Raw genomic sequence first — 22,312 nt, 5'->3', positions numbered from 1 at the left:
AAGGAGCTTGAGGCATTACCCAACAGCTGCGCGTCGCTGACCGCGATCGGTGGATGCTGTCCGATAGGTTCCACGCCCTGCATTCTTTGCATCATAGAGTGCTATATCCGCCCGCCTGGACAGTTCAGAAAAAGTCTCAGCCTCGTCAGCAACCGCAATCCCACAACTTACAGACAACAAAAGCGTTGTTCCGTCTTCAAGGCGCACCGGCCTCCGCCGCAGGCTTTCCTTGAGCCGCCCACAAATCCCTTCGGCATCAACAATGCCAGCGTCAAGCAAGAGCAGCATAAACTCATCACCCCCAAAACGGCATAAAATATCCGGACTCCGCAGATGAGAGCTCGCGACCGATGCAAGATGACGCAATGCATCGTCTCCTGCATGATGCCCGAATGTATCATTGATACGCTTGAAGTGATCGACGTCTATTGTAATCAGGCAAATCTGTCGGCCCTGCCGCTGAGAAAGCACATCTTGTGCAAGCCTCATGAAGGCTGAACGGTTTACCAAGCCCGTTAGAGCATCAGTAGCAGCTATTTGTGTCAACTCTTGCTCGCGACGGCCGAATGCGATCGCCGCTCTTCGACGTGCTGTAAGATCAGCAGCAACAGGTAGGCTGCTGAACAGAAGAACGAACAGGAACACTTGTAAAATTAAAATCTGCTCGTCGTAATCATTTGCCCGATAAATTAGTCCTGTTTCCAAGAATGTCGATGAAAGGCCAACCGCGGCGATTAACATGACCGCGGCTTTTGTTCCCAGTTGACCGACCCTTAGGGTCACAAGCATTGTCGGAACCAGAAGGATAAAGATCGGCACCTTCCTTATAACGAAGAAAATTGCGCCGGCGGCGAAAAACGTCCCAATAAGCAAGGCCATTGCCTCTAACTGCTGAAGCGACGACTTCTCACGAATGCATCGACGATAGTCACCCTTGAACAAAGCCAGGAAGAACGGCGTAAAGACGAGGATACCAAGCGTGTCGCTGAGGCTCCACGCGGCCCAAGCAGCTAGAAATTCGACCTCAAAGAGCCGCCATGCTGCCGCGCCTCCAAGAAAGCCACCAACAATTGAAGCAAGAAAGCCGATCAGCGTGAACTTGCCAAAGACGCCGAGCGAGCTCAGGACGCTGCGCTGGCCTATCATGGTCCGCAACAGCCATGTGGCAATCACAATTTCGGCAATATTCGCGATCCCAAAGAGAATCGCAGTTGTGAGCTCCCCGCGCGTGAGCAGGTTAGCGGCAGCGTTAACAATGAGAGCTGATAGGCAAACCCGGATCCATTTGGGCTTCCTCTGACTGACTAGGAGGCCGATCAGCGCTGCATTTGCGACCCATACCGCCGCAATTTCATGCCCTTCACTCGCAAAGCGGATCATCACAAATGCCAGTGAAAAATAGAGAATAGCACCAAAAACCCAATCAAGCCTAGAAATAAGGCTCTCTGGTTCCCGAACTGCAGAAGTCTTTCTAATCATCAGCCAAAGGTAACACACCTCGGTTAACGACCTACCTCTGAAACCCGAACATTTTATGAGAACCGTTCAAAATCAGCGTTTTTACTATTAGCCAGAGATTACAGCCCAGCGCCTAGCGTTAGCGGTCCGCTTTTACTCGCAAGGATGCTTCCCAGGCCAGAAGCACATCGCAGGATGCACCCGCGAGCACCCGGCGCGCGACGCTGCCCAGCACCATTTTGGAAATGGCGTTTTTCCCTTGAACCCCGAGCGCTACCAGATCGGTTTTGCCGGACCTCGCCAGCCGAACCAGCGCTGTGGCGGGATCGCCTCGAACGACCCGGATTTTTCCTACCATAGCTAGATCAGCACGCACAGACCGCAATTCTACGTAGGCAGCCTGCGCTTTGGCTTGACGATATTGGTCGATCTCAGCCTGCGACGTCCCTATTTTCAGCATCGCTTGTTCGAAAGTAAGCGGGATTTCGAGAGCGTGTATCAACTCAAGTTTCGCCGACGGGGCTATCTGAACGGCGGTTTGTGCTGCCGCGAACGACATCGGCGAAAAATCAATAGCTGCAATCACACGGCGGTATGGCTCGTCGATTGCGCGCTTGACGATGACGATCGGACACAAACCGGTGCGGACAACCCGGTCGGCAGTTGAGCCAAATATTTTTTCGCGCAGGTTCTGCGGCTTTCCGGGTCCGATGACCAGCAGATCGGCAGCGTGGTGGCGTATCAGGCGCTCGATCAACTGGTCGGCTTTACCGCATTCCACCTCAATTTTTGTCTGAACTGCCGCGCTCTCCGCCATCTGCTTCAGTGATGCGATAGCCTCGGCCGACAGCACGTTGGCAATTGCTTCCTGATTGACTGGTGACGGAAGATCAGGGTCGGATTCCGGAAGGCTCTCGATTGCGTGAGCCAGCACGAGTTTGGCCCCGTTATCTGCGGCAAGCCGGATCGCGCGGCGCGCCACCTGATGCTCTCCATGTTCGAGGGCGATCGCTGCAATAATTGTTTTGATCGTCACGCCGGCTCTCCTGATATTCTGGGGAGGAGCCGTAGGCTCCTCCCGCTATTGCTAGACCGGATAGCGTAGAACTGCTGCCAGCTCACCCTTCCCCGGAATATCCTCGCGCCGTACGCCCATGACACGGGCGCCGCTGGCCAGCGCTCGTGCCGCGATCTCATCAACGACGCCATAGGCCTTTGCGTCATCTTTCTCGACGAAGGTCACTGCACCGCTCTCTTCATCAACAAAGCCCGGAACGGTGGTGTCGATATCGATGAGCAACGTGTCGATCCCACCAAAGGTCGCCGCCCGCGCAGCATCTGCCATGTCTGTTGTCGTGCGATTGTCTCCTGCACGCCTCTCGAACAGAGCGTGGATCTCGGCGATCTCGGATGAATACGCTTTATCGAGGATCGGCCGTGCTTTGGTGGCAAGCTCAGCCTCACTGAACTGGTCGGGGCTGTCGGCAATCGTATCCTTCAACAAATGCGGATAGGAGCAGGTCTGGGCGAAGATCGACGCTAGTCTGCCGGTGGCGGCCAATACCAGCGGTGTCTCGCGGCCGGAGAGAACCTGGCGAAGCGCAGCGTCGACCTTACGGACATATTGCTGGAAGCGAACGTTCTGTCCCTCGGAACCGTGAATGCGACCGCTGAAGGTACGATCGTTCAGGGTAGACTTGCCGGCCGACGACGCTGCATCCTTGGGCATATCAGGCACCTTCACGACCTCAGGCGCCAGATCGGCATGCATCTCCATCAGCCGCACGGCATTTTCCGAAAGGGCAAGGACAAAGGCGGAGTGCGGGAAGGTGACGGCGCGTAACAGCGGCTTCAGGTGGAAGCGGTCGGAAACCTGCACTATCGACGTCAGGTCATTGGCAAGACGGTATGCGCGGATGGAGTCCGCCGTTGCGAACACGGCCAGACTGTTAGCTTGAAAGCGCCAGAATTCATCATCATCGAGCAAATCACTCAGGCTGTCCATCAGCACTGCCAGCCGCCGTTTATCAAAGCCAGCCTCCTGAAGCTGTGACTGGGCCTCTCGTATGAGGTTGCCGAATTCGATCCGCGACGCTCCCACCTCTTGCGTAACGGGCGTGGTCCTGACGTAGATCGAAACGCAGGCATCCGCGCGCGCAGTGGACAGAGTTGCGAACTCGCTTCGCGTGGGAATGTCTACATAAAGCATGAAATCTCCTTGTTGATGCGGGCACATGACCTAATTTGACATCGTGCACCGGAAACATAGAGGTTGCGAAGGCAGAAAGCATCTTATTGCGACCAACAGCCTCATATTTCTTTCTCAGAGCAGTGACAGGATTGCTTTTGTGATCGAAAAATAGATCAGAACGTCGGCGCACGTGGCATGATCGTGGCAAGCTGCGCCTGAAAGACCAGATGAAGATAGCCGCGGTTCAAGGATCCAGATCGCCTCGCAATATCAAAGGCGACCGCAATACTAGACGTTTGTGCTTAACATGGCCCGGTTGCGGCCGGTATTCTTGGCCTGATAGAGGGCGCTGTCGGCGCGTGCCATCAGGGCCGCTCGTTGTTCTCCGCCGCGTGATACGGCAATGCCGAAGCTGGCTGTGACGCAGGCCGCCTCCGGTAGCCGGAACGTCGTTTGGCCCAGAACCGCGCGCAATCGCGCGATGAGCTCGTGCGCGCCCTCGGCGTCGGCATCTGGCAGGAGGATGGAAAATTCCTCCCCTCCTATCCGGCCCACGACATCGCGCCTGCGTATGTTGCGGCGCAGTATTGCGCCGAAAGCCTCCAGCACCTCATCACCGGCTGCATGCCCGAACGTGTCGTTGATCCGTTTGAAATGATCGAGATCGCACAGCACCAGCGCCACCATGCCGGTCGAGCCCGCGAGAAGGTGATCAGCACGATTCTCAAAGCCCCGCCGGTTGAGCACGCCGGTAAGCTGGTCGTGGTCCCGTTCACGTCGCAAGTCCTCGACCATGTCCGTCACCACCGCTGCGAGAATGACGAAGGCGAGGCCTGCGCCGAGCACTGCGAGTGAAAGATGCAGCACGGACCAGAACAGCGACTGGCCGAACGCCCTGGCTCCTTCCGGCGCACTGAAGCCCAGCGTCAGCACGGTGCGCGGGAAGAATTGCACGGCGAATATGAGCAGCACCCAGAACAGAGTGCGATCTATGGCGCGCGCCCTAACCGGTCTGGCCAAGCGCAGCGCCGTGACCAGCAAGATCAATCCAAAGCCGAAGTTCTGGATATAGACACGTGCGACGAGATTGCGCTCCACATAGAAAAAATACCAGATCAACAGGGCGGAGCTGGCCATCAGCACGATGTGCGGCACAAATCCAAATCGCTTGCCTGCGCGTCGCAACAGACCTTCGGCGACCAGAAGCACTGCGGAGGTGTAGAACGCATTAGAGACTATGGCATTGAGGCCCGTATCGGACGGTACATAGAATATCTGCGTCAGCGCACCCATGGAAAAAAGGACACAGCCGCTGGCCAGTAGCAGCAGGTAGTGGCGCTGTCGTTCAATCAGCCATACCCACAGGAAACCCAACCCGAAGACGATGAGCGTGCCAGGACCGATAAGCAGAAATGCAAGGCGACCAATATCGTCCATTTTTCTCCAGAACCACGATCGCTTGCCAAGAAGCGGGCCCGTCGGCTCGACTGAAACATTCGTTGTGGAAACGTTTCCTTCAAATTGATTGCCATTGCTTTAAGAGTTCTCGCGGTTTCCTATGCTCAGTGGGCGTGACTTCGCATTCTGCCATCCTATTATTTACGGCATTAGGCTAAATTTCGGAATGAGCCGCCGCCGCCGCAACTGTCCCTTCAATCTGCCAGAACGAACTCCCGTACCGGTCAGGTGACGCAGCGCCCCATTCAACCTTGAGTACCAGTCATCATAGCGAACCGCGACCCCCGCAATGTTGCGGCAACCTACTTTCGATATTGCACGCCGTCCATTCACAGCAGGGATCATATATTATGAGCGGCAAACCATCCGCGAACTATATATATAAATTCAAAATATCTATTCTTGCATCAATCTCATATATCACAATAGGCTGCACAACGATGCCTTTACACGAGGCTGGAACACTCAGCTCTTATGACAATATTGGACCAGCTGAAGGAAAATTATTTAAGCAGCGGGTGTACGTGGATGGAGATGGCCTGTCTCGAATGAAGACGGTAAGTATCATTCCGACAACTTACACAATTGATGCGGCATCCCACATTACTCTGGAGGCAGATCGTTCACTAGTTTCGAATGCCTTAGATCGTGCGCTATGCATAGCACTCAGTGAGAGGTACCAAATGGTACCTAATGGTCAGCCAGTTGATCTTACAATCCGATCCGTGATTACCGATATTACTCCTACCGACAAGGCGATGGCAGGCCTCGCAACGGTCATAAGTACAGGCAGTAGCTTTATAATACCCGGTGATATTCCCTTCCTCAGCGTACCACGGCTGCCGATTGGCCTTGGTGGTCTTTCTGTTGAGGCAGAAGCTATTGATCACACCGCTGCTCAGCGTGCTGCAATAGTATGGGCGCGGGGAGCAAATTCTTTTCAGAACAAGCCGCGCTATTCCGAAGTGGGTGATGCCTATACCCTCTCCACAAAGTTCGCGGGTGATTTTTCCCAAATACTTATTACCGGGAAAAAAGCGGCGGCGATAGATCTCTCTCTTCCATCAAAAGTTCAAATGCAATCATGGCTTGGCGGAAAGCCCAAATATCCCGCCTGCGAATATTTTGGGCGTGCACCAGGTCTACCTGGCATGATAGCTGGGCGGCTTGGTTTGCCACCACAGTGGACGGATGAATCGCCATACATTCCTATTGCTGAAAACTCTGATCAGGAAAATCTGGCAAACGCACGATCTACGAAGGTGCTTGTGACCCAATGAAAGGCCAGCGCGATCACCGTCACCAGCATTAAAGCTGCGAAGCTGAGATCGATACGCATACGGCCATTAGCGTGGATCATCACTGCCCCGAGCCCCTCGGAGCCACCGACCCATTCGCCGATCACCGCACCAATGGGAGCATAGACGGCGGCGAGCTTCAGCCCGCTTCCCAGCATCGGCAACGCCATCGGGATGCGCAGATGCCACATTGTCCTCCAACGTCCTGTGTCCATGGTTTGCGCCAGATCAAGACAGGCGGGTGACGTGCGCAACAGCCCGTCGAGAAACGCGGAAGCTACGGGGAAAAAGCAGATCAGAGCCGTCACGGTGATCTTGGGCGCCATGCCATAGCCAAGCCACAGTGTCAGCAAGGGTGCGAGTGCAAAGATCGGGATGACCTGCGAAAATAACAGCACTGGACGCAATGCTGCTGCGAGACGCGGAAAAGCCGCCATCACCACCGCCAGTCCAGCGCCGACCGCCGCGCCAATGGCAAAGCCGATTATTATTTCTGCTCCCGTGTGCAACGCCGCACGCGCCAGCACCGTCTGATGGCTGGCCATCGCCCGGACAACTGCTTGTGGATCAGGCAGGATGAAATGCGGGACCCCTGTGGCGATCACCAGCACCTGCCAGACCAGCAGACAACCCATCGTCACCATGATGACGGTTCCGATGCGGCGTAGACTCATGCTGGCCCGCCCTCGATCAGGCGGGTCAGCAGCGCACTCTGGCAAGCCAGAACATCGGGATGCGAGGGCGGGCGGGGCGCAGGCGCGGCAGGGACGGATTTTACAATCAATCCGGCTTCGGTCAGCAGGTAGATATTGTGGGATAGACGAGCGGCCTCGGCCGGGTCATGCGTCACCATCAGCACCATACGCTCTTTCAACAAACCGGCAGCCAGGTCCTGCATGGCCAGCCGCATCCGTACATCCAGCGCCGAAAAGGGTTCATCCAGCAAGATGAGTGGGCGATCTTCCATCAAGGTACGAGCCAGCGCCACTCTCTGACGCTGTCCCCCCGACAATGCAGCGGGATATTTCGTGGCATGTTCGGCCAATCCGGTATGCGCAAGGATGGCTCCCAGCCGTGTGGGATCAATAGCTTCGCCGCGCAGCCTTGCACCAAGTGCTGCATTCTGGCGTACGGTTAACCATGGCAGAAGCCCCGGATCCTGTGCCATCAGCGCCACTGGACGTCGCCCGCTGATCTGGCCTGCGAAGGTTCCGCCGATGGGCAAGTCGGCAATAAGGCGCAAGAGGGTAGTCTTGCCCACCCCCGACGGTCCCAGAAGGGTGGTCCATTGCCCTGCAGGCAGCTCAAATCGGATTGGCGGGAACAGGGCTTGGTTGCCCATGTGCACCTGCCCCGCCAACACCAGTGACGTCATGCCTGCCCAAGACCCCAGAAGCCGATCTCCAGCCGCGTGGCATTGGTGAAATGGCGACATAGCCTTGACCAGCCCGGTCGGGTATCTGGTTCAGGCCCAAGGCGGTCGGTTATCGCGCGGTCAATCAGTGCGCCGGTATCACGGCAGAGCTTCTGGAATTCGTTCCCGCCATAGGTCTCGATCCAGTTGCGATAAGGGGTGTCGCCCGCTTCCTGAAGGAGCCGCGCGCCTATCTCGCCATAACCCATGATGCAAGGTGCCAACGCTGCCAGCAAGTCCAGGAAATCGCCAGAAAAACCGGCCTCCAGCACATAGCGGGTATAGGCCATGTTTGCAGGCGCCTCTTCAGCCGCCTCGAGTTCTGCTCGGGTGATGCCCTCGCCCTCGCAGATTTCGACATGGAGGGCCATTTCGAAATGTAGCAGCGCGTGTACGGTGGCGCTTGCCGCTTGCATCTCAGCCAGGTTTCCTGCCTTGACAACCGCAAGCGCCCAAGCACGCGAAAAATGGATCAGGAACAGATAATCTTGGCGCAGATAGTTCAGAAATGCTGCGCGAGGCAAGGTACCATCCTTCATCCCCTCGACAAAGGGATGATGAGTATAGTCATGCCATGGGGTGAGGCATTGCTCGCGCCACAGATCAAAGCTGCGGCCATAATCGGGCGCGATAAAATTCGTTCTGATATTCACTATTGTGTCTCCGGGTCAAAAGCCAGGTTCGAAACTGGCAGGATGCTGTCGATCAGGCCTGCCTCGTGCAAGAACGCCTCGAAACGAGCATAGCGGCCATGGTCGAGCGCCGCCGGGCTATGAGTGAAACGCGGCAATGTATCCACCCAAGCGCGGCTGTTCAGCTCATCTTTCAGATCAGGTGAGGTAGCAGAAAACACCTCGAAGGCCTCATCGGGGTGGTTGACCATATAGTGCGCCCCGCGTTCGACGGCGGCGAGAAAGCGGGTGATGAGATCGCGGTCGGGGCTGTCGGCGTTAGCAATGAAGATCAGCTCATCATAGGCGGGTAGCCCGGATTCCTCGGGAAAAAAGCAGCGGCCGTCACCGCCTGCAAGTTTCATCTGCGTCAACTCAAAATTGCGAAAAGCGCCAATCACGGCATCGACCTGGCCAGTCATCAGCGCCGGGGTCAGTGACCAATTTACATTGATCATCTCGACATCATCCATGGTTAGTCCGGCGCTTTGCAGCATGGCAGACATTACAGCCTCTTCGACGCCGGAGACAGAATAGCCAATCTTGCGACCTTTGAGGTCAGCGAGACTCTGTACTGGCCCCTTGGCATCAACCATCAGACAGTTCAGTGGCGTGGAAACAAGCGTTCCGACTCGCACCACCGGCATGCCTTCATGCACCTGCAGATGCAGTTGCGGCTGGTAGCTGACCGCCAGATCGGCCTTTCCGGCTGCGACCTGTTTGGGCGGATCTGTTGGGTCGGCGGGAGCGATGATCTCGACTTTCAACCCCTGATCGGTGAAATACCCCTTTTCTTGAGCCAGTATGATCGGCGCGTGGTCAGGGTTGATGAACCAGTCAAGGATCAGAGTCATTTTATCCTGCGCCATCGTTGGCGGCGTGAAGGCAAGGCCCGCAACCAAAGCTACGGCTAAGCGTTTGAGCATCACGAATTTTCTCCTGTTAGAATGGTGGGCGGATCAGCAAGAAGGACGATCTCGCCCGACCAGTGGGGGCGCAGCCGGTCAGCAGCACGCCATGAACGTAACCCGGAGCGACAAGCAAAAACCGTACGCTGCCCTGGGTCTGGAAAGGGACCGTCCACACCGAAATCTTCGACGCTCAGCCGAAGTGCATGGGAGATTACCGGTAACGGAGCCTCGCTCTCGTCACGCAGTTCGACGACGAAATCATCTGCGAGGAGATCGGATTTCGCGATAAAGCGATGGATAGCGCCATCAGGTTCTGGTGCATCGTCAAAGCGGAAGGAGAAGCTACGAAAACCTTGCATTTCATAGCGGACCAATTGCCCCAGCGGTGAGGGATCCAGCCCGATCAAAATTGCCAATGCCATCTGAGCCTGGATGAGCCCCAACATGGCCACAACCGGCCCCAACACGCCTGCAGTTGTACAGGTGGCCAGTGTATCGGGCAGGCTGGGGAACACAGCGCGCAAGGACGGCGCGCCACCGCAGAAGCCGCCGACGTAGCCCGATAGTCCCAAAGCCGAAGCAGAGATCAGTGGCTTTTGCGTCGCCATGCAGCAATCTGACAATAAATAGCTGACGGCAAAACTGTCAGCGCAATCCAGCACCAGATCGGCGGTGGCGATCAGATCCGAAGCATTGTCGGGGGACAGCCAGGCGATATGCGGCATCACATAGGTTTCAGGGTTCAGTACGCGCGCAAAATCGGCTGCGGCCTGCACCTTGGGGCGCCCGATATAAGCGCCATAAATCGGCTGGCGATGCAGGTTCGATGCTTCGACGATATCAGGATCAACCAGTGTAATCCGTCCAACGCCCGCTCCGGCCAGATACTGCACTACCGGCACGCCGAGCCCACCTGCACCCACTACCAGCAGATGCGCAGCGCGGATGCGAGCCTGTCCGTGGCGCCCAACGCCAGACAAGATCATCTGACGAGCATAGCGGCTCATGTCACTACCTGCAGCCATTCGCGCACACGCCCTTCGGGGTCGGGGTTCCGCGTAACATCGGTCACGACCGAGACCACATCGGCCCCCGCGGCAAAAGCCGGCGCGGCGCGTTCAGGCCGTAACCCGCCGATGGCGACCAGCGGCGTATCGTCAATTCGCGCTCTCCATTCGGTCAGCTTTTCCACGCCTTGCTGATGCCATTTCATCTTTTTCAGGATCGTCGGCCAGATCGGGCCCAGCGCTATGTAATCCGGGCGCAGGGCCATCGCCCGAGCCAACTCATCCTCATCATGTGTCGAGACACCGAGCTTCAGTCCGGCCGCACGGATGGCGCCCAGATCGGCCGTGTCCAGATCCTCCTGACCCAAGTGAATCCAGTCGCAGCCTTCATCAATGGCTATGCGCCAGTAATCATTGACAACGAGAGTTGCACCATATTCCCGGCACAGAATTTGTGCATAGCGAATCTCGGCGCGGGTTTCTGCCTTCGATCGCTCCTTGACCCTCAGTTGCACAAGCTTCACACCAAGCGGTAGCATCCTCTCCAACCACTCGGATGAATCAAAAATCGGATAAAAGCGCGGCAATCTCATGTCAGAAACGCCTTGCCGATGACCGGGGTTGAAGGTACGGCCATATCAATCGGCTCTATTGGCTCGGCGATGAATGCCGCGCGCCCGGCCTGAACAGCCAGTGCCATCGCTTGCGCCATAGCAACCGGATCACCTGCCTTGGATACGGCCGTATTCAGCAGCACAGCATCAAAGCCCAACTCCATTGCCTGTGCGGCATGTGAAGGCAGACCGATTCCGGCATCAATGACCATCGGAACATCAGGGAAATGCGCTCGAAGGCTGCGCATTGCCCGTACATTGCTGATCCCCAGCCCCGACCCAATCGGCGCTCCCCACGGCATCAGTATCTGACAGCCTGCGTCAAGCAGCCGATCGCATACAATCAGATCCTCGGTGCAATAAGGAAAGACCTCGAAGCCATCGTCGGCCAGGATCCGCGCTGCCTCAACCAGTCCGAACACATCGGGCTGCAGCGTATCTGCATTGCCGATTACCTCCAGTTTAATCCACCTGGTATCAAACACCTCGCGCGCCATGTGGGCGGTAGTGACTGCCTCTTTGACGGTATGGCAGCCCGCAGTGTTGGGCAGGATGTGAACGTCCAACTCGCTGATCAACTGCCAGAAGGCTTGCCCGCCACCTTGTTCTCGCCGCAGGCTGACAGTAGCAACATCAGCGCCCGAGGCGCGAAAGGCATCGGCAAGTATAGACGGTGAAGCATAGCGAGCCGTGCCCAGCATCAAGGCGCTGTCCACTTCAACCCCGTAAAAGCGCGGCATTGATTAGCCTCCCTGCATAGGAGCGACGACCTCAATGCAGTCGCCATCAAAGATCTGGGTCGTGGCGCGGTGTCCGGCAGGCACGAAATCACCATTGCGCGCGGTCGCAACCTTGCCGTCAAAGCCGTTCTCCGTCAGCAGACCGGCGAGTGTCGTAGCAGTGGTTTTGCGAGGTTCCCCGTTGAGAGTGATATTCATATCCGATCAGCCTCCATAAACTCTGGGATAGTGCCGGTTTCGAGGTGTTCCGCGACCATCGTGGCAACGGCAGGTGACAGAAGAAAACCATGGCGATAAAGACCGTTCACAAACAGTGTGTCGCCATGGCGCCGCAACCGCGGCAGATTATCTGGAAAGGCTGGACGGGCATCAGCGCCGGTTTCCAGTACTTCGGCTTCACCAAAAGCCGGATGCAAGGCATACGCCGCTGTCAGAAGTTCCAGCATCGAGCGGACGGAAACTACGCCACGTCGATCACTTTCGATCATCGTCGCGCCCACCATGAAGATTCCATCTCCACGTGGGACGATATAGATAGGATTTCGAGGATGCAGCAGCCGTACCGGGCGCGACAGCGTCAGATCAGTGCAACGTAGAACTAGCATCTCGCCGCGCACGCCGCGCAGATCATGCAACTTGTCTCGCGCGGCAAGGCCGCGCGCATCAATGATCAGATCCGGGATAGTCGCAGGAGGCTCACGGTAAAATGGCACGCCTTTTGCTTCCAAATTCTGCTGCAGTTGACGCAAGGCGTCTCGCGGAGAGAGGTGCGCCTCCCTTTCATAAAACAATGCTGCTTTGGAGCGTCCAGCCAGATCTATTTCTAGTGCTGCAATGTCGGGTTCGTTCAACAGACGATGTCCGTGCGTGCGCCGGGCAAAGCGCATCAACTCACCGCGGTCGCGGGACAACGCTAACACGAGTGTGCCGTTATGACTGACGCAACCGGTATTCCGCTCCCACCAATCAATAGCGGTGACCCCATGCCGCTCGACTGGCTCCTCAGATGACTCGCGCTCACACCAAGGGGCCAGCATGCCGCCTGCCCACCACGAACAAGCATGAGGGCCGGGACTGCGTTCGGGGTCGACGACTTCAACACTATAGCCGCGTGAGGTCAGTTCGGTTGCGACCACCAGCCCCATGACTCCCGCTCCAAGAATACGGATCATCTCGTCACTTCCATTGCGCATAGAAGTGATGCACGGGACCGTGGCCCGAGCCTATTTCCAACTGGTCAGCGGCGGCAATTGCACTTTGCAAATAACTATGCGCACCAATAACTGCATCAGGCACATCCAAACCCTGCGCCAGACCCGCTGCGATAGCGGCTGACAGCGTGCAGCCTGTGCCATGCGTATTGGATGTAGGGTTGCGCATCGCGGTCAGGGAATGAAGCTTCGGTCCGATTAATATATCGGTACAGATCGGACCTGCAGCATGGCCACCCTTCATCAGCACCCATTTCGGCCCGAGTACCAACAGCGCCCGGCCCTGCGCCTCCATTTCTGTCGGATCTCCGGCAATTGAGCTATCAAGGATTTCGGCAGCTTCAGGCAGATTCGGTGTCAGGATTGAGGCTATTGGCAGCAATTCCGACTGCAACGCCGCAATGGCTTCCGCTTCAAGCAATCGGTCACCGGATTTGGCAACCATAACCGGATCAAGCACTATAGGCAGGTCGCAGTCGCGCAGGCTTTCCGCGACTGTGCGGATCAGCTCGGGCTGGCCGAGCATGCCGATCTTGACAGCTGCAACCGCCAGATCTTCGAAGACCGTCTCGATTTGCGCACGCACAAGCGATGAGGGCATGGCTTCAATCGCCGTTACCGCAACGGTGTTCTGGGCCGTAATCGTGGTTAAAACACTGGCACCATAAACGCCTAGCGCCGAGAACGTCTTGAGGTCGGCTTGAATGCCCGCCCCTCCGCCGCTGTCGGATCCCGCTTTGGTCAATGCGATTGCTGTCACGTCGCCCCCACTTAGACCGACGGATTGGTACGGGGGCATTGCCCGGCAAAATTGCCGCGCATCGTTTAACTACCCGTTCCCTCCGCCGGCATTACCCGGATCAGGTTCGATGGGTCGGCTTGACGCCTCTCAGCCCGGATCACTCAGGGCACCCCAACGAGTATGTATGCACACACTATTGGAGAAATTTGCGAATGGCAAGGGGCGTAAAAATATCAGAGATATTCCAGTAATTTTCCTTTATGAATACCTCTATCGTTAATTGCGCATATCAGTCTTATTTTCTTGAAGTTGCTATAGACATCTCATCTTTACATGTAGTGTACGGCCAATTATTTGCCTTAATCAGTCGAGCCGACCTTGAGTGACATCGCTTAAACTGCAACAAGACCTGCCTTTTAATACATCCCTGAGCTGGGCACCCGCAAAATCCTTCTACGAATTTTGCGAGGCGTAATACCAAAGGTCCTGGATGTTGCCCCATCCAGGACGCCTCAATCGCCGGCGCGGCCCATCCGGGCCGCTTGGCTTTCGCGCCAGCGGGCGCGGCGCGCGGTCGCGCGCTCCAACGGTCAATCATATTGACCGTTGGTATAACGGGTGCTCGTTGAATCCCTCTTGTTCTCCAAACGACGCCGTTGTGTCCGTGTCATTTTGGGATAAGCAGCTCTACCGCCGAGGTTTTGCGGGCATCCAGCTGGTGGCCGTTATCAGTTTCTCTCGTCAATTCATCACATGCGTCCTGTCGACTGGCTTGGTTCGTGACCAGGAACGAATATCGGTGCCACTTGGGTTCTGGAAAACGGATAAGCCAAACTCCGGGAGGAGTGCGAGCAGATGGTCAAATATGTCTGCCTGGATCCCTTCATATTCCACCCACGCGATCGTGTTAGCAAAACAATAAAGCTCCAGCGGCAGCCCTTCAGGACCTGGCTCGAGTTGTCGCACCATTACGGTCATATTCTTATGTACCCTGGAATGATTGCGCAAATATGCATCAACATAGGCACGGAATGTACCGATATTCGTGACACGGCGCGTGTTCGCCGGCACTTGCGCGCGCGTACCCAGCCTGGAGTTCCACTCATCCAACTCTTCGCACTTATTCGTTAAATACTCTTCCAGTGGCGCAAAGGAGACGAGCCTTTCCAGATCGGCCTGGTCGAGAAAGCGAATGCTGGTCTGCTCCAGATTGAGTGAACGCTTGATTCGTCGTCCGCCTGATTCCTGCATGCCTCGCCAGTTCTTGAACGGCTCTGTCACCAGTTTGCGGATGGGAAGTGTGGTTATGGTCTTGTCAAAATTCTGCACCGTTACCGTGTGAAGCGCTATTTCGAGAATGTTGCCATTGACATCCAGACTCGGCATCTCGATCCAGTCTCCCACCCGCACCATGTCGGTGGAAGAGATTTGAATTCCGGCAACCAGTGACAGGAGAGTGTCCTGAAAGATAAGTATGAGCACTGCGGTTATCGCGCCAAGACCAGACAGAAGGAGTATTGGAGAGCGGTCTGTGACAACCGCGATAATCAGAATTGTTGCAAGGATGTAGATCGCAATTTTTGCGACCTGAATGTACCCCTTGATCGGCTTCAACCTGCCTTGAGGGCTACGATGATACACAGTGTCAATAATATTTACTGCGGATGCTATCGCCAGCGCCACTGTCAGGATAATGAACGCACTGGCAACATTTCGGACGATGGCCACAACAGCGTCCGGCAAATCTGGCACAAAGGCGATACCGCCTGCGATGAGCAGAGCGGGAATGATGTTGGCCAATCGTTCAATGACACTGTGGCGGCGAAGTTCCTTGTCCCGACCATAGGCGGTTTTCGCCAGGATGCGCTTCAGAACACGTAGCAACACCGCTTTGACCAGGAAATTCGCCGCAAAGGCAGCCAAGACGAGAACAGCCAGCAGCGCGAATGAAGAAAGCCAAGAGTGGCTTTGAAAAAACAAGTCGATAGTTTTCATGGCAAACTAAATAATTCTCGTAGTATCATCGCTTACCGGATCAGATTTAAATGGAAGCGTGTTGTTGACGGAGCACGAACAACCAAGGATATATTTTGGCACCTTCTGACATATCGATCTAATGCGACATAAGAATGGGGACCGGACAATTCTCCAACAGAGAGCGCGTCATTCCTCCGAGGATTGCCTGGCGCAACCGCGAGTGTACAAAAGCGCCCATGACAAGTAGGTCTACCTGCTGGTCAGTGACAAATTGGCGAATAGGGAACCCTTCGTCCTCGCCCGGGACAGCGGCAATAACAGATATCTCCGACCCGATCCCATATCGAGATAAATACGTCACGAGTTCGTCGGCGGACCGAAGTCCCTCTGACCCTTTCGTATCAATAACGGTGGCGATTGCGACATGATCTGCCCCGAGAAACAAATCCAGCCCATCCCGAACCGCACGCGCCGCCTCGGCACTTCCATCCCATGCGATCATCACCCTCCGGGGAGTTTCAAATTTGTCGTCCGGGGTGATCAGCACCGGACGACCCGAATCGAACAGCGCATGCTCGATCGCTGTGCGGGCCCTGCTGGAATCAGATGGGTCAGGGGCTTGCAGCACTGTCAGGTCATGCAGGCGTGCCAACGCAATGAAACGAGAATACCGGCCGTCGAACGGTGAATGCGCATGTTCGACGTCGATAGGCACGCCGAGTTCGCGCGCTCTTTGCTGGACGACCTGGGCGATCTGGCCGGACCGTGTCTCAATACGGTCCGTCTCCTGCGCAATCCAGATAGATGACGAGCCGAGCGTCAACGGAAAGGGCTGCAACAGGACAGGTGCGAACACACAGACCGTCACCCTGGACTGATACGCCCGGGCGAGGCCCAGTCCATAATCAAGCACCGGGCCGGGCATCTCGTCATCACCGGAAAGTGCCACCAGCAGGTTTTTCAGTCGGTTGTTCTGGGTCATGTCTTCCATATTCCATTGAAATATCGCCGTCATGGCGCGTTTTCGATCAGCTGGCTTTCTCGGGAACCTTGCCGTGCGCGGCTTGTTTTGCGGATGTTGACAATCGCCGGCCTGCGCTTGGCGGAGTGAGGGAGACGGCTTTGCCGGTATCCTTGCGAATACGATCCGACAACAGGCGCAATCCGTTCAGCACGACCAGGACGGTTCCGCCTTCATGGCCGATAACCGCCAGCGGCAATGGCAGATCGAAAAACAGGCCGCCGGTGACAAGCACCACCATGGCGCCAATGGCGACGGCGAGGTTCTGCCGGATAATGACCGCGGTGCGACGCGCCAGCCGATGTGCGTGGGCGAGCCTTTCCATATCTTCCGAAAGCAGAGCCACATCTGCCGCCTGGAGCGCGACCTCCGAGCCTGCCGCGCCCATGGCGATGCCGACATCGGCGCGGGCAAGTGCGGCAGCGTCGTTCACGCCGTCGCCCACAAAGGCGACCTTGCCGCTTGCCGCCAGTTCGCCGACTTCCTGCACCTTGTCCTGAGGCAGCATCTCGGCATGGATTTCGTCCGGCTTCAGTCCAAGCTTGGCGCCGATGCGTAGCGCCACCGGCCTGCGATCTCCCGTCATCATGACGATTCGGCGTACGCCGCTGTCGCGCAGGGCGACCAAAGCGGGAGCGGAGCTGTCCCTGGCCTCATCCGCTACGCTGACTGCGCCCAGCACAGTGGCACCACGCCCGAGAAAAATTACCGTTTGGTTGTTGCCGACGATCTTCTGCAACTCGGGCCGATCGATTCGTGCGCCCATTTCATCAACCAGATACGAGTTGCCGGCCCATACTGGGCCAAGCGCGTCGAACCCTTCTATTCCGACACCTGGTCGAGCGGTCACGTCGACCACATCTGCTATGTTGAGATCACGGGTCGCCACCTCCCTGCGGATCGCAGCGGCGATATGGTGTTCCGAATGCACTTCGAGGCCACCGAGCAGCGACAGGAAGCGGCTTTCGTCGCCGTCCAGCGCGACCACCTGCGTCACCTCTGCGCGGCCGGTCGTCAAGGTCCCCGTCTTGTCGAACGCGAACGTGTCGACGGCCGCGAGCGTTTCGAGAGCGGCACCCCCCTTGAAAAGCACGCCGCCCCGTGCTGCGGCCGACAGGGCCGACAGGATGGCAGCGGGCACCGATATGACGATGGCGCAGGGGCTGGCCGCGACCAAGAGCGTGGCGGCCTTGTAGAGCGCCAGCTCCCAGTCTCGTCCCAGCCAGTAGAAGGCAGCGAAGGCGACCACGGCACCCGCCAGGACCGCAATGGTATAGCGCTGGCCGAACCAGGAGCTGAACCGCTCGGAGGGGGCCTTTGTGGCCTGCGCCTCGGTCACCAGCAAGATCATGCGGGCAATCGTGCTCTCGCCAACCGTCCTGGTGACCGACACCTCCAGCACGCCGTCGAGATTGACGGTGGCCTCGAATACCTGCTCGCCGGGCTCCTTGGAGACGGGCATGGATTCGCCAGTGATATTGGCCTCGTCGATGCCGCCACGCCCGCTCATGACCACGCCGTCGGTCGGCACTCGTGCGCCGGGGCGCAGTACCACCACATCGCCGACGGCAAGTTCGGCCGCCGAAACCTCATCGACCCTGCCGTCCGTGCGCTTGCGCAGCGCCGTTTCCGGCCGAAGCGCCATTAGCGCCTCGATCGCGCGGCGCGCGCGCCCCAGCGCCCGATGCTCCAGCGTGGTGGAAATGCTGAAGAGTGTCAAAAGCACGGCACCCTCGAAAGGCGCGCCGACCACGGCGGCGGCGATCGCCGCGACGACCATCAGCAGGTCGATGTCGAGGATGCGTTCCCGCCAGAGCGCGACCAGCGCCCGCCATGAGGCCGGCATCCCGCCGGCAAGATAGACGAGTGCCAGGCCCAGCGGGCCAAGGAAAGCCAGATCCCCGCCGAACAGCCACCTGCCGGCGCTGGCCAGAACCATTCCCAGAACGGTTGCCAGGGACAGCGCCATCGGAAAATCCAATGATAAAGACTGCTTCACATCATTCTCTCACTTGCCTTGACGGGAGTTACCTCAACCCAGAGATCCGGCATTGCCCGTCGCGTAGCATTCTCGCTTTGCCTGATCTGCATTGCAGTTCGTTGCATCTAACGGACAACGATGACTGGCATCGAGGCCCGGGCCAGGACATCTGCTGTCTGGCTGCCAAGAGCGATGCGGCTCATACCGGTGCGGCCATGCGATGCCATGACGATCACGTCGCAGCCATATTTATCAGCGCTGTCCAGGATGGCGGGCGCCGCCAGCCGATCAGGCACATGCACGGCCTCGATCTCGATCCCCAATTGCCCGGCACGTTTTATCACAGGCTCAAGAATAGCCTGTGCGGCACGGCGCTGAGTCTCTTCATAAGCTTCCATTTCGGCCGCATCGGGCGTCCACAACTCGAAGGAATAAGCAAATTGGCCACCTGGAGCCTCCGTCGAGGTCATCGTCGTGACCCGTGCACCATGCAGCCTGGCCAGAGCAAGGCCATGTGCCACACCGGCCTGCGACAGTTCGGATCCGTCTGTGGGAAGGAGTATATGGGTGTACATAACAAAGTCATCCATAGTTTTACAATCCAACTTGCCGTCAATTGCGTTGCTTTTTTGCGCCTTAAAGGCGCAATCTTCAAACCTTGATATGATCATGTTTTTCGTACATTTTAATGTGGTTCTTCTACTTTCCTGCGCTTGAGGGAGCGATTGGTGCATCGCTGACTTTTAGCGAAGAATTTCCGAGCGCTTCGCAAACAACGACCCGGGCTTCAAAGCCGTCCTCGTGCCCCTCCCGCGGTGACCGCAGTTCGATCCGACCGCCGATGCCGGCAGCGATAGTCCTGGCGATAGCCAAGCCGAGGCCCGCGCCATCGGCCTGCGCCCGGCCCCGCTCGAACGGTTCGGCCAGGCGGGCAAGGAGATCCGGCGCAACGGCTGGTCCGGCATTGGCAACGCACAACTCGCCATCCGCTGCCAGCGTCACCTGTACCGGTTCTTGCTGCGAGCCGTGCTTCAGCGCGTTCTCGATAAGGTTCCGCGCCAGGATCGCGAAGGCATCGGGGTCGATATGCGAGAGTGCGGGAACATTGGGTAAAACCAGCTCGATGCGGCCAGCATTGTCTGCGCTCGCGGTCATTTCGTTCACCACCATGCGGAGAATAGCGGCGAGATCGGTCGGCTCCACCGTCCGAAGCCGCGCCCCTTCGGCTCTCGCCAGTTGCATCAGCTTTTCCGACAGCCTGGAAAGCCGGCGCAGGGCCGCCTCGATTTCGCGGGCACGGTCGCGCGCGGCCTTGTCCGATGTTTCGATGATCAGCCTTTGCGTTTGCGCAAGCGCCGCCGCGACCGGCGTGCGCAGTTCATGCGCGGAATTGGCGGCAAAGCTGCGTTCGGCTTCCAACGTGCGCCGGAGGCGCTCCAGCAAACGATTCACTGCCAGCGCATTCGGCAAAATCTCCGAAGGTAGGCCTTGTGCGGAAATGGGTGTCAGATCGCCTGCACCCCGGACCTCGATGTCCGAGCGGAAGCGCCGGAGCGGCACCATCGACAGGCGCACGACAGCCCATACCCCGATCAGGCCGACAGGAACGAGCAGGCCGAGCGGCAGCGCCAGTCCGAGCAAGGTCTGCCATGCCACCGCGCGCCGCCGCGCCAGCGGCTCGGCGACGGAAATGGTGACCGTGCCCTGAAGTGCCGCGTCGGAATAGATGCGGTGCGTGGGAGTATTCGCAAATCCCATGCCCATGAATGGCGGAAAGGCGGACAAATCGGCCTTGTGCGAGCGCAGCAGTACCCGACCTTCCGCATCTCGCACCACATAGGTGAAGTATTCATCGTGCTCGCGCATCGTCGCGACGCTCTGGCTCGGCTCGTCATCGCTGTCCCGGCCGATGACGTCGCGAACGGCCAGCGGCAGAAGGCGCTGGCCGGTTTCCTCGAGGGCGCTGTCGAAGACCTCGTTCATCTCGTGGCGAAGCTTTTGCGTGGTCACCGCGGCCGCTGCCACCCAGAGCAGGGTCATGCCCAGACCCAGCCAGAGCGACAGCCGCCATTGCAGGCTTCGAGGCGCAATCATCGGCTGCTACCCAGCCGATAGCCGATCCCGCGCACCGTATCGATGACCGAATGCCCCAGTTTCTTGCGCAGACGGCTGACATGAACCTCGATCGTGTTGCTCTCCACCTCGGTGCCGAAGGGATAGAGACGTTCTTCCAGCTGCGTCTTCGAAATCACCTGACCGGGGCGCTGGACGAAAGCCTCGAACAGCGCCCATTCCCGCGCCGTCAGATCGATGGAGCGGCCATTGCGCATGACTGTCCTTGCGGCAAGATCGACCTGAAGACCGCCAACCTCGACCAGCGGGTTAGGATTGCCACTGTAGCGACGCGCCACGGCGCTCAGCCGTGCCGACAACTCGGACAGGTCGAAGGGCTTGATCAGATAGTCGTCCGCCCCGGCATTGAGCCCGGCGATGCGATCGGAAATCTGGTCCAGCGCCGTCAGGATGATAACCGGCGTAACGCTGCCCTTGCGGCGCAGATCGCGCAGGAAGGCGATACCTTGCCCGTCGGGAAGCATGAGGTCGAGCAGGACGAGATCATAGGCGGCGCTATCCAGATGGTCCAACGCCGCGTCGAGGCGGGTGACCCAGTCGACCGAATGACTGTCCGCCGCGATGTGATCACGCACCGCTGCACCGAGGATCGTGTCATCTTCCACCAGAAGGATTCGCATCTGCCGCCCCTGCTTCTCGCTCGCATGCTGCCTCGCGAACCTGTCAGTCTGCTGACGAACGGGTTGGCGGGGCTTCAGCTATTCGTCAGGAACAGATGTCATCTTTAACGCATGCGATCACTGATACAGGACAAATGACATGACGAAGCCGATATGGATAGTCGCCCTCCTTCTTGTCATGGCCGGATCCGGCACCGCCTTGGCCGATGACGACTGCCATATTCCCATGAGTCAGTGGCAGCCGCGCGAAGCGGTACAGAAGATGGCCGAGACACGCGGCTGGCAGGTAAGCCGCATCAAGATCGATGACGGTTGCTATCAGGTCCGGGGTCTCGACGAGACCGGACAGGCATTCAAGGCGAAAATCGATCCCGAAACCCTTTCAGTCGTCAAGATGAAGCGCAAGGAACGGCATGAAGGCGACGATGGACCGCGCGAGCGGCGGCAGTCTTCCGGACCCGGCACGGGCGGCCCTTCGGGCACCCTGCCTGCAAACAAGTTGTTCGAGACGGGCAAGCCGCCGAAAAGTGTTGTGAAGTGACCTGGCTCTTCCTCCACACTCACCGCCATCTCCCAACGAGAGGAAAGTAGACCGTGTCCCAAAATTCTGCTCGCTATTCGAAAACCATGGTGGTCATTCACTGGCTGACCGCCCTCCTGGTGCTCGGTGCCTAGCTGACCGCAGAGGGCGGTCGCGAAGTGGTTCAGCGCCCGCCTGCGCTGCATTTCACACTGGGGCTGGCGGTGCTGGCTCTCGTGGTGCCGCGCCTGATCCTGCGGCTGGCGGTGGCGGCGCCTGTCGATTTATGTTTGAAACTGGGACTCACGTAGTGAGTGATTTCAATGGCTTGTTTGAGATTGAAGT

The 22,312-nt window shown here is 57.8% G+C and carries 22 protein-coding genes and 1 riboswitch; of the genes, 2 read left to right on the top strand and 20 right to left on the bottom strand.

Annotated elements, in window-relative coordinates:
- Nucleotides 1–15: 15 nt before the first annotated feature.
- From ACFPLB_RS14160 to ACFPLB_RS14145, 4 genes are all read right to left on the bottom strand, one after another.
- The gene (locus ACFPLB_RS14160; RefSeq protein WP_378230742.1) at nucleotides 16–1,479 is read right to left on the bottom strand and encodes a GGDEF domain-containing protein; all 1,464 of its coding nucleotides are present in this window, start codon (nucleotides 1,477–1,479) and stop codon (nucleotides 16–18) included.
- Nucleotides 1,480–1,597: 118 nt separating this feature from the next.
- Nucleotides 1,598–2,494 carry a universal stress protein gene (locus ACFPLB_RS14155; protein WP_378230740.1) on the bottom strand — a complete coding sequence of 299 codons (897 nt, stop codon included), beginning with the start codon at nucleotides 2,492–2,494 and terminating at the stop codon, nucleotides 1,598–1,600.
- Nucleotides 2,495–2,545: 51 nt separating this feature from the next.
- Nucleotides 2,546–3,667: a baeRF11 domain-containing protein gene (locus ACFPLB_RS14150; RefSeq protein ID WP_378230738.1), complete on the bottom strand. Its 1,122-nt coding sequence runs from the start codon at nucleotides 3,665–3,667 to the stop codon at nucleotides 2,546–2,548.
- 270 nt (nucleotides 3,668–3,937) lie between these two features.
- Nucleotides 3,938–5,086, bottom strand: a complete 1,149-nt coding sequence (locus tag ACFPLB_RS14145; RefSeq protein WP_378230736.1) for a GGDEF domain-containing protein — start codon at nucleotides 5,084–5,086, stop codon at nucleotides 3,938–3,940.
- 371 nt (nucleotides 5,087–5,457) lie between these two features.
- Between ACFPLB_RS14145 and ACFPLB_RS14140 the strand changes: the two genes are divergently transcribed.
- Nucleotides 5,458–6,387: a DUF3313 domain-containing protein gene (locus tag ACFPLB_RS14140; RefSeq protein WP_378230735.1), complete on the top strand. Its 930-nt coding sequence runs from the start codon at nucleotides 5,458–5,460 to the stop codon at nucleotides 6,385–6,387.
- Here the strand turns inward: ACFPLB_RS14140 and ACFPLB_RS14135 are convergent.
- From ACFPLB_RS14135 to ACFPLB_RS14060, 16 genes are all read right to left on the bottom strand, one after another.
- A complete protein-coding gene (locus ACFPLB_RS14135; RefSeq protein WP_378230733.1) occupies nucleotides 6,336–7,079 on the bottom strand; it encodes an ABC transporter permease in 744 nt (247 codons plus the stop codon). The two genes, ACFPLB_RS14140 and ACFPLB_RS14135, sit on opposite strands and share 52 nt — an antisense overlap.
- Nucleotides 7,076–7,747 (bottom strand): ABC transporter ATP-binding protein, encoded by a 672-nt coding sequence (locus ACFPLB_RS14130; protein WP_378230730.1) that lies wholly within the window; start codon nucleotides 7,745–7,747, stop codon nucleotides 7,076–7,078. Before ACFPLB_RS14130 ends, ACFPLB_RS14135 begins: the two co-directional genes overlap by 4 nt.
- Before the next feature lie 29 nt (nucleotides 7,748–7,776).
- Nucleotides 7,777–8,472, bottom strand: coding sequence for a thiaminase II (tenA, locus tag ACFPLB_RS14125; protein ID WP_378230728.1), 696 nt, complete (start codon nucleotides 8,470–8,472; stop codon nucleotides 7,777–7,779).
- Nucleotides 8,472–9,416 carry an ABC transporter substrate-binding protein gene (locus tag ACFPLB_RS14120; RefSeq protein ID WP_378230726.1) on the bottom strand — a complete coding sequence of 315 codons (945 nt, stop codon included), beginning with the start codon at nucleotides 9,414–9,416 and terminating at the stop codon, nucleotides 8,472–8,474. The genes tenA and ACFPLB_RS14120 overlap by 1 nt, the downstream gene beginning before the upstream one ends.
- Nucleotides 9,416–10,408 (bottom strand): HesA/MoeB/ThiF family protein, encoded by a 993-nt coding sequence (locus tag ACFPLB_RS14115; RefSeq protein WP_378230724.1) that lies wholly within the window; start codon nucleotides 10,406–10,408, stop codon nucleotides 9,416–9,418. Before ACFPLB_RS14115 ends, ACFPLB_RS14120 begins: the two co-directional genes overlap by 1 nt.
- Nucleotides 10,405–11,001, bottom strand: coding sequence for a thiamine phosphate synthase (locus tag ACFPLB_RS14110; protein ID WP_378230721.1), 597 nt, complete (start codon nucleotides 10,999–11,001; stop codon nucleotides 10,405–10,407). The genes ACFPLB_RS14115 and ACFPLB_RS14110 overlap by 4 nt, the downstream gene beginning before the upstream one ends.
- The gene (locus ACFPLB_RS14105; RefSeq protein ID WP_378230718.1) at nucleotides 10,998–11,762 is read right to left on the bottom strand and encodes a thiazole synthase; all 765 of its coding nucleotides are present in this window, start codon (nucleotides 11,760–11,762) and stop codon (nucleotides 10,998–11,000) included. Before ACFPLB_RS14105 ends, ACFPLB_RS14110 begins: the two co-directional genes overlap by 4 nt.
- Before the next feature lie 3 nt (nucleotides 11,763–11,765).
- Nucleotides 11,766–11,960, bottom strand: a complete 195-nt coding sequence (gene thiS, locus ACFPLB_RS14100; RefSeq protein ID WP_378230716.1) for a sulfur carrier protein ThiS — start codon at nucleotides 11,958–11,960, stop codon at nucleotides 11,766–11,768.
- Nucleotides 11,957–12,934, bottom strand: coding sequence for an FAD-dependent oxidoreductase (locus tag ACFPLB_RS14095; protein ID WP_378230714.1), 978 nt, complete (start codon nucleotides 12,932–12,934; stop codon nucleotides 11,957–11,959). The genes thiS and ACFPLB_RS14095 overlap by 4 nt, the downstream gene beginning before the upstream one ends.
- 4 nt (nucleotides 12,935–12,938) lie before the next feature.
- Nucleotides 12,939–13,772, bottom strand: coding sequence for a bifunctional hydroxymethylpyrimidine kinase/phosphomethylpyrimidine kinase (thiD, locus tag ACFPLB_RS14090; RefSeq protein ID WP_378230711.1), 834 nt, complete (start codon nucleotides 13,770–13,772; stop codon nucleotides 12,939–12,941).
- Nucleotides 13,773–13,793: 21 nt separating this feature from the next.
- Nucleotides 13,794–13,899: riboswitch (TPP riboswitch) on the bottom strand.
- 557 nt (nucleotides 13,900–14,456) lie between these two features.
- Nucleotides 14,457–15,701, bottom strand: coding sequence for a mechanosensitive ion channel family protein (locus ACFPLB_RS14085; RefSeq protein WP_378230759.1), 1,245 nt, complete (start codon nucleotides 15,699–15,701; stop codon nucleotides 14,457–14,459).
- Between the two features lie 127 nt (nucleotides 15,702–15,828).
- A complete protein-coding gene (locus tag ACFPLB_RS14080) occupies nucleotides 15,829–16,707 on the bottom strand; it encodes a universal stress protein (RefSeq protein ID WP_378230709.1) in 879 nt (292 codons plus the stop codon).
- 13 nt (nucleotides 16,708–16,720) lie between these two features.
- On the bottom strand, nucleotides 16,721–18,682 hold the full coding sequence (locus ACFPLB_RS14075; protein WP_378230706.1) for a heavy metal translocating P-type ATPase: 1,962 nt from the start codon (nucleotides 18,680–18,682) through the stop codon (nucleotides 16,721–16,723).
- Between the two features lie 137 nt (nucleotides 18,683–18,819).
- Nucleotides 18,820–19,284 (bottom strand): universal stress protein, encoded by a 465-nt coding sequence (locus ACFPLB_RS14070; protein WP_378230703.1) that lies wholly within the window; start codon nucleotides 19,282–19,284, stop codon nucleotides 18,820–18,822.
- Between the two features lie 109 nt (nucleotides 19,285–19,393).
- The gene (locus ACFPLB_RS14065; protein WP_378230700.1) at nucleotides 19,394–20,788 is read right to left on the bottom strand and encodes an ATP-binding protein; all 1,395 of its coding nucleotides are present in this window, start codon (nucleotides 20,786–20,788) and stop codon (nucleotides 19,394–19,396) included.
- Complete coding sequence (locus ACFPLB_RS14060) at nucleotides 20,785–21,447, bottom strand: response regulator transcription factor (RefSeq protein WP_378230698.1); 663 nt, start codon at nucleotides 21,445–21,447, stop codon at nucleotides 20,785–20,787. Before ACFPLB_RS14060 ends, ACFPLB_RS14065 begins: the two co-directional genes overlap by 4 nt.
- 139 nt (nucleotides 21,448–21,586) lie before the next feature.
- Here ACFPLB_RS14060 and ACFPLB_RS14055 point away from each other — a divergent pair, with 139 nt between their 5' ends.
- Complete coding sequence (locus tag ACFPLB_RS14055) at nucleotides 21,587–21,988, top strand: PepSY domain-containing protein (protein ID WP_378230695.1); 402 nt, start codon at nucleotides 21,587–21,589, stop codon at nucleotides 21,986–21,988.
- Nucleotides 21,989–22,312 lie beyond the last annotated feature (324 nt).

The sequence above is a fragment of the Aquamicrobium segne genome (assembly GCF_042656785.1).
GTDB lineage: Bacteria > Pseudomonadota > Alphaproteobacteria > Rhizobiales > Rhizobiaceae > Mesorhizobium > Mesorhizobium segne.
The sequence above is the reverse complement of the archived record's forward strand: the minus strand, read 5'-3'. Positions and strand labels throughout refer to the sequence as shown.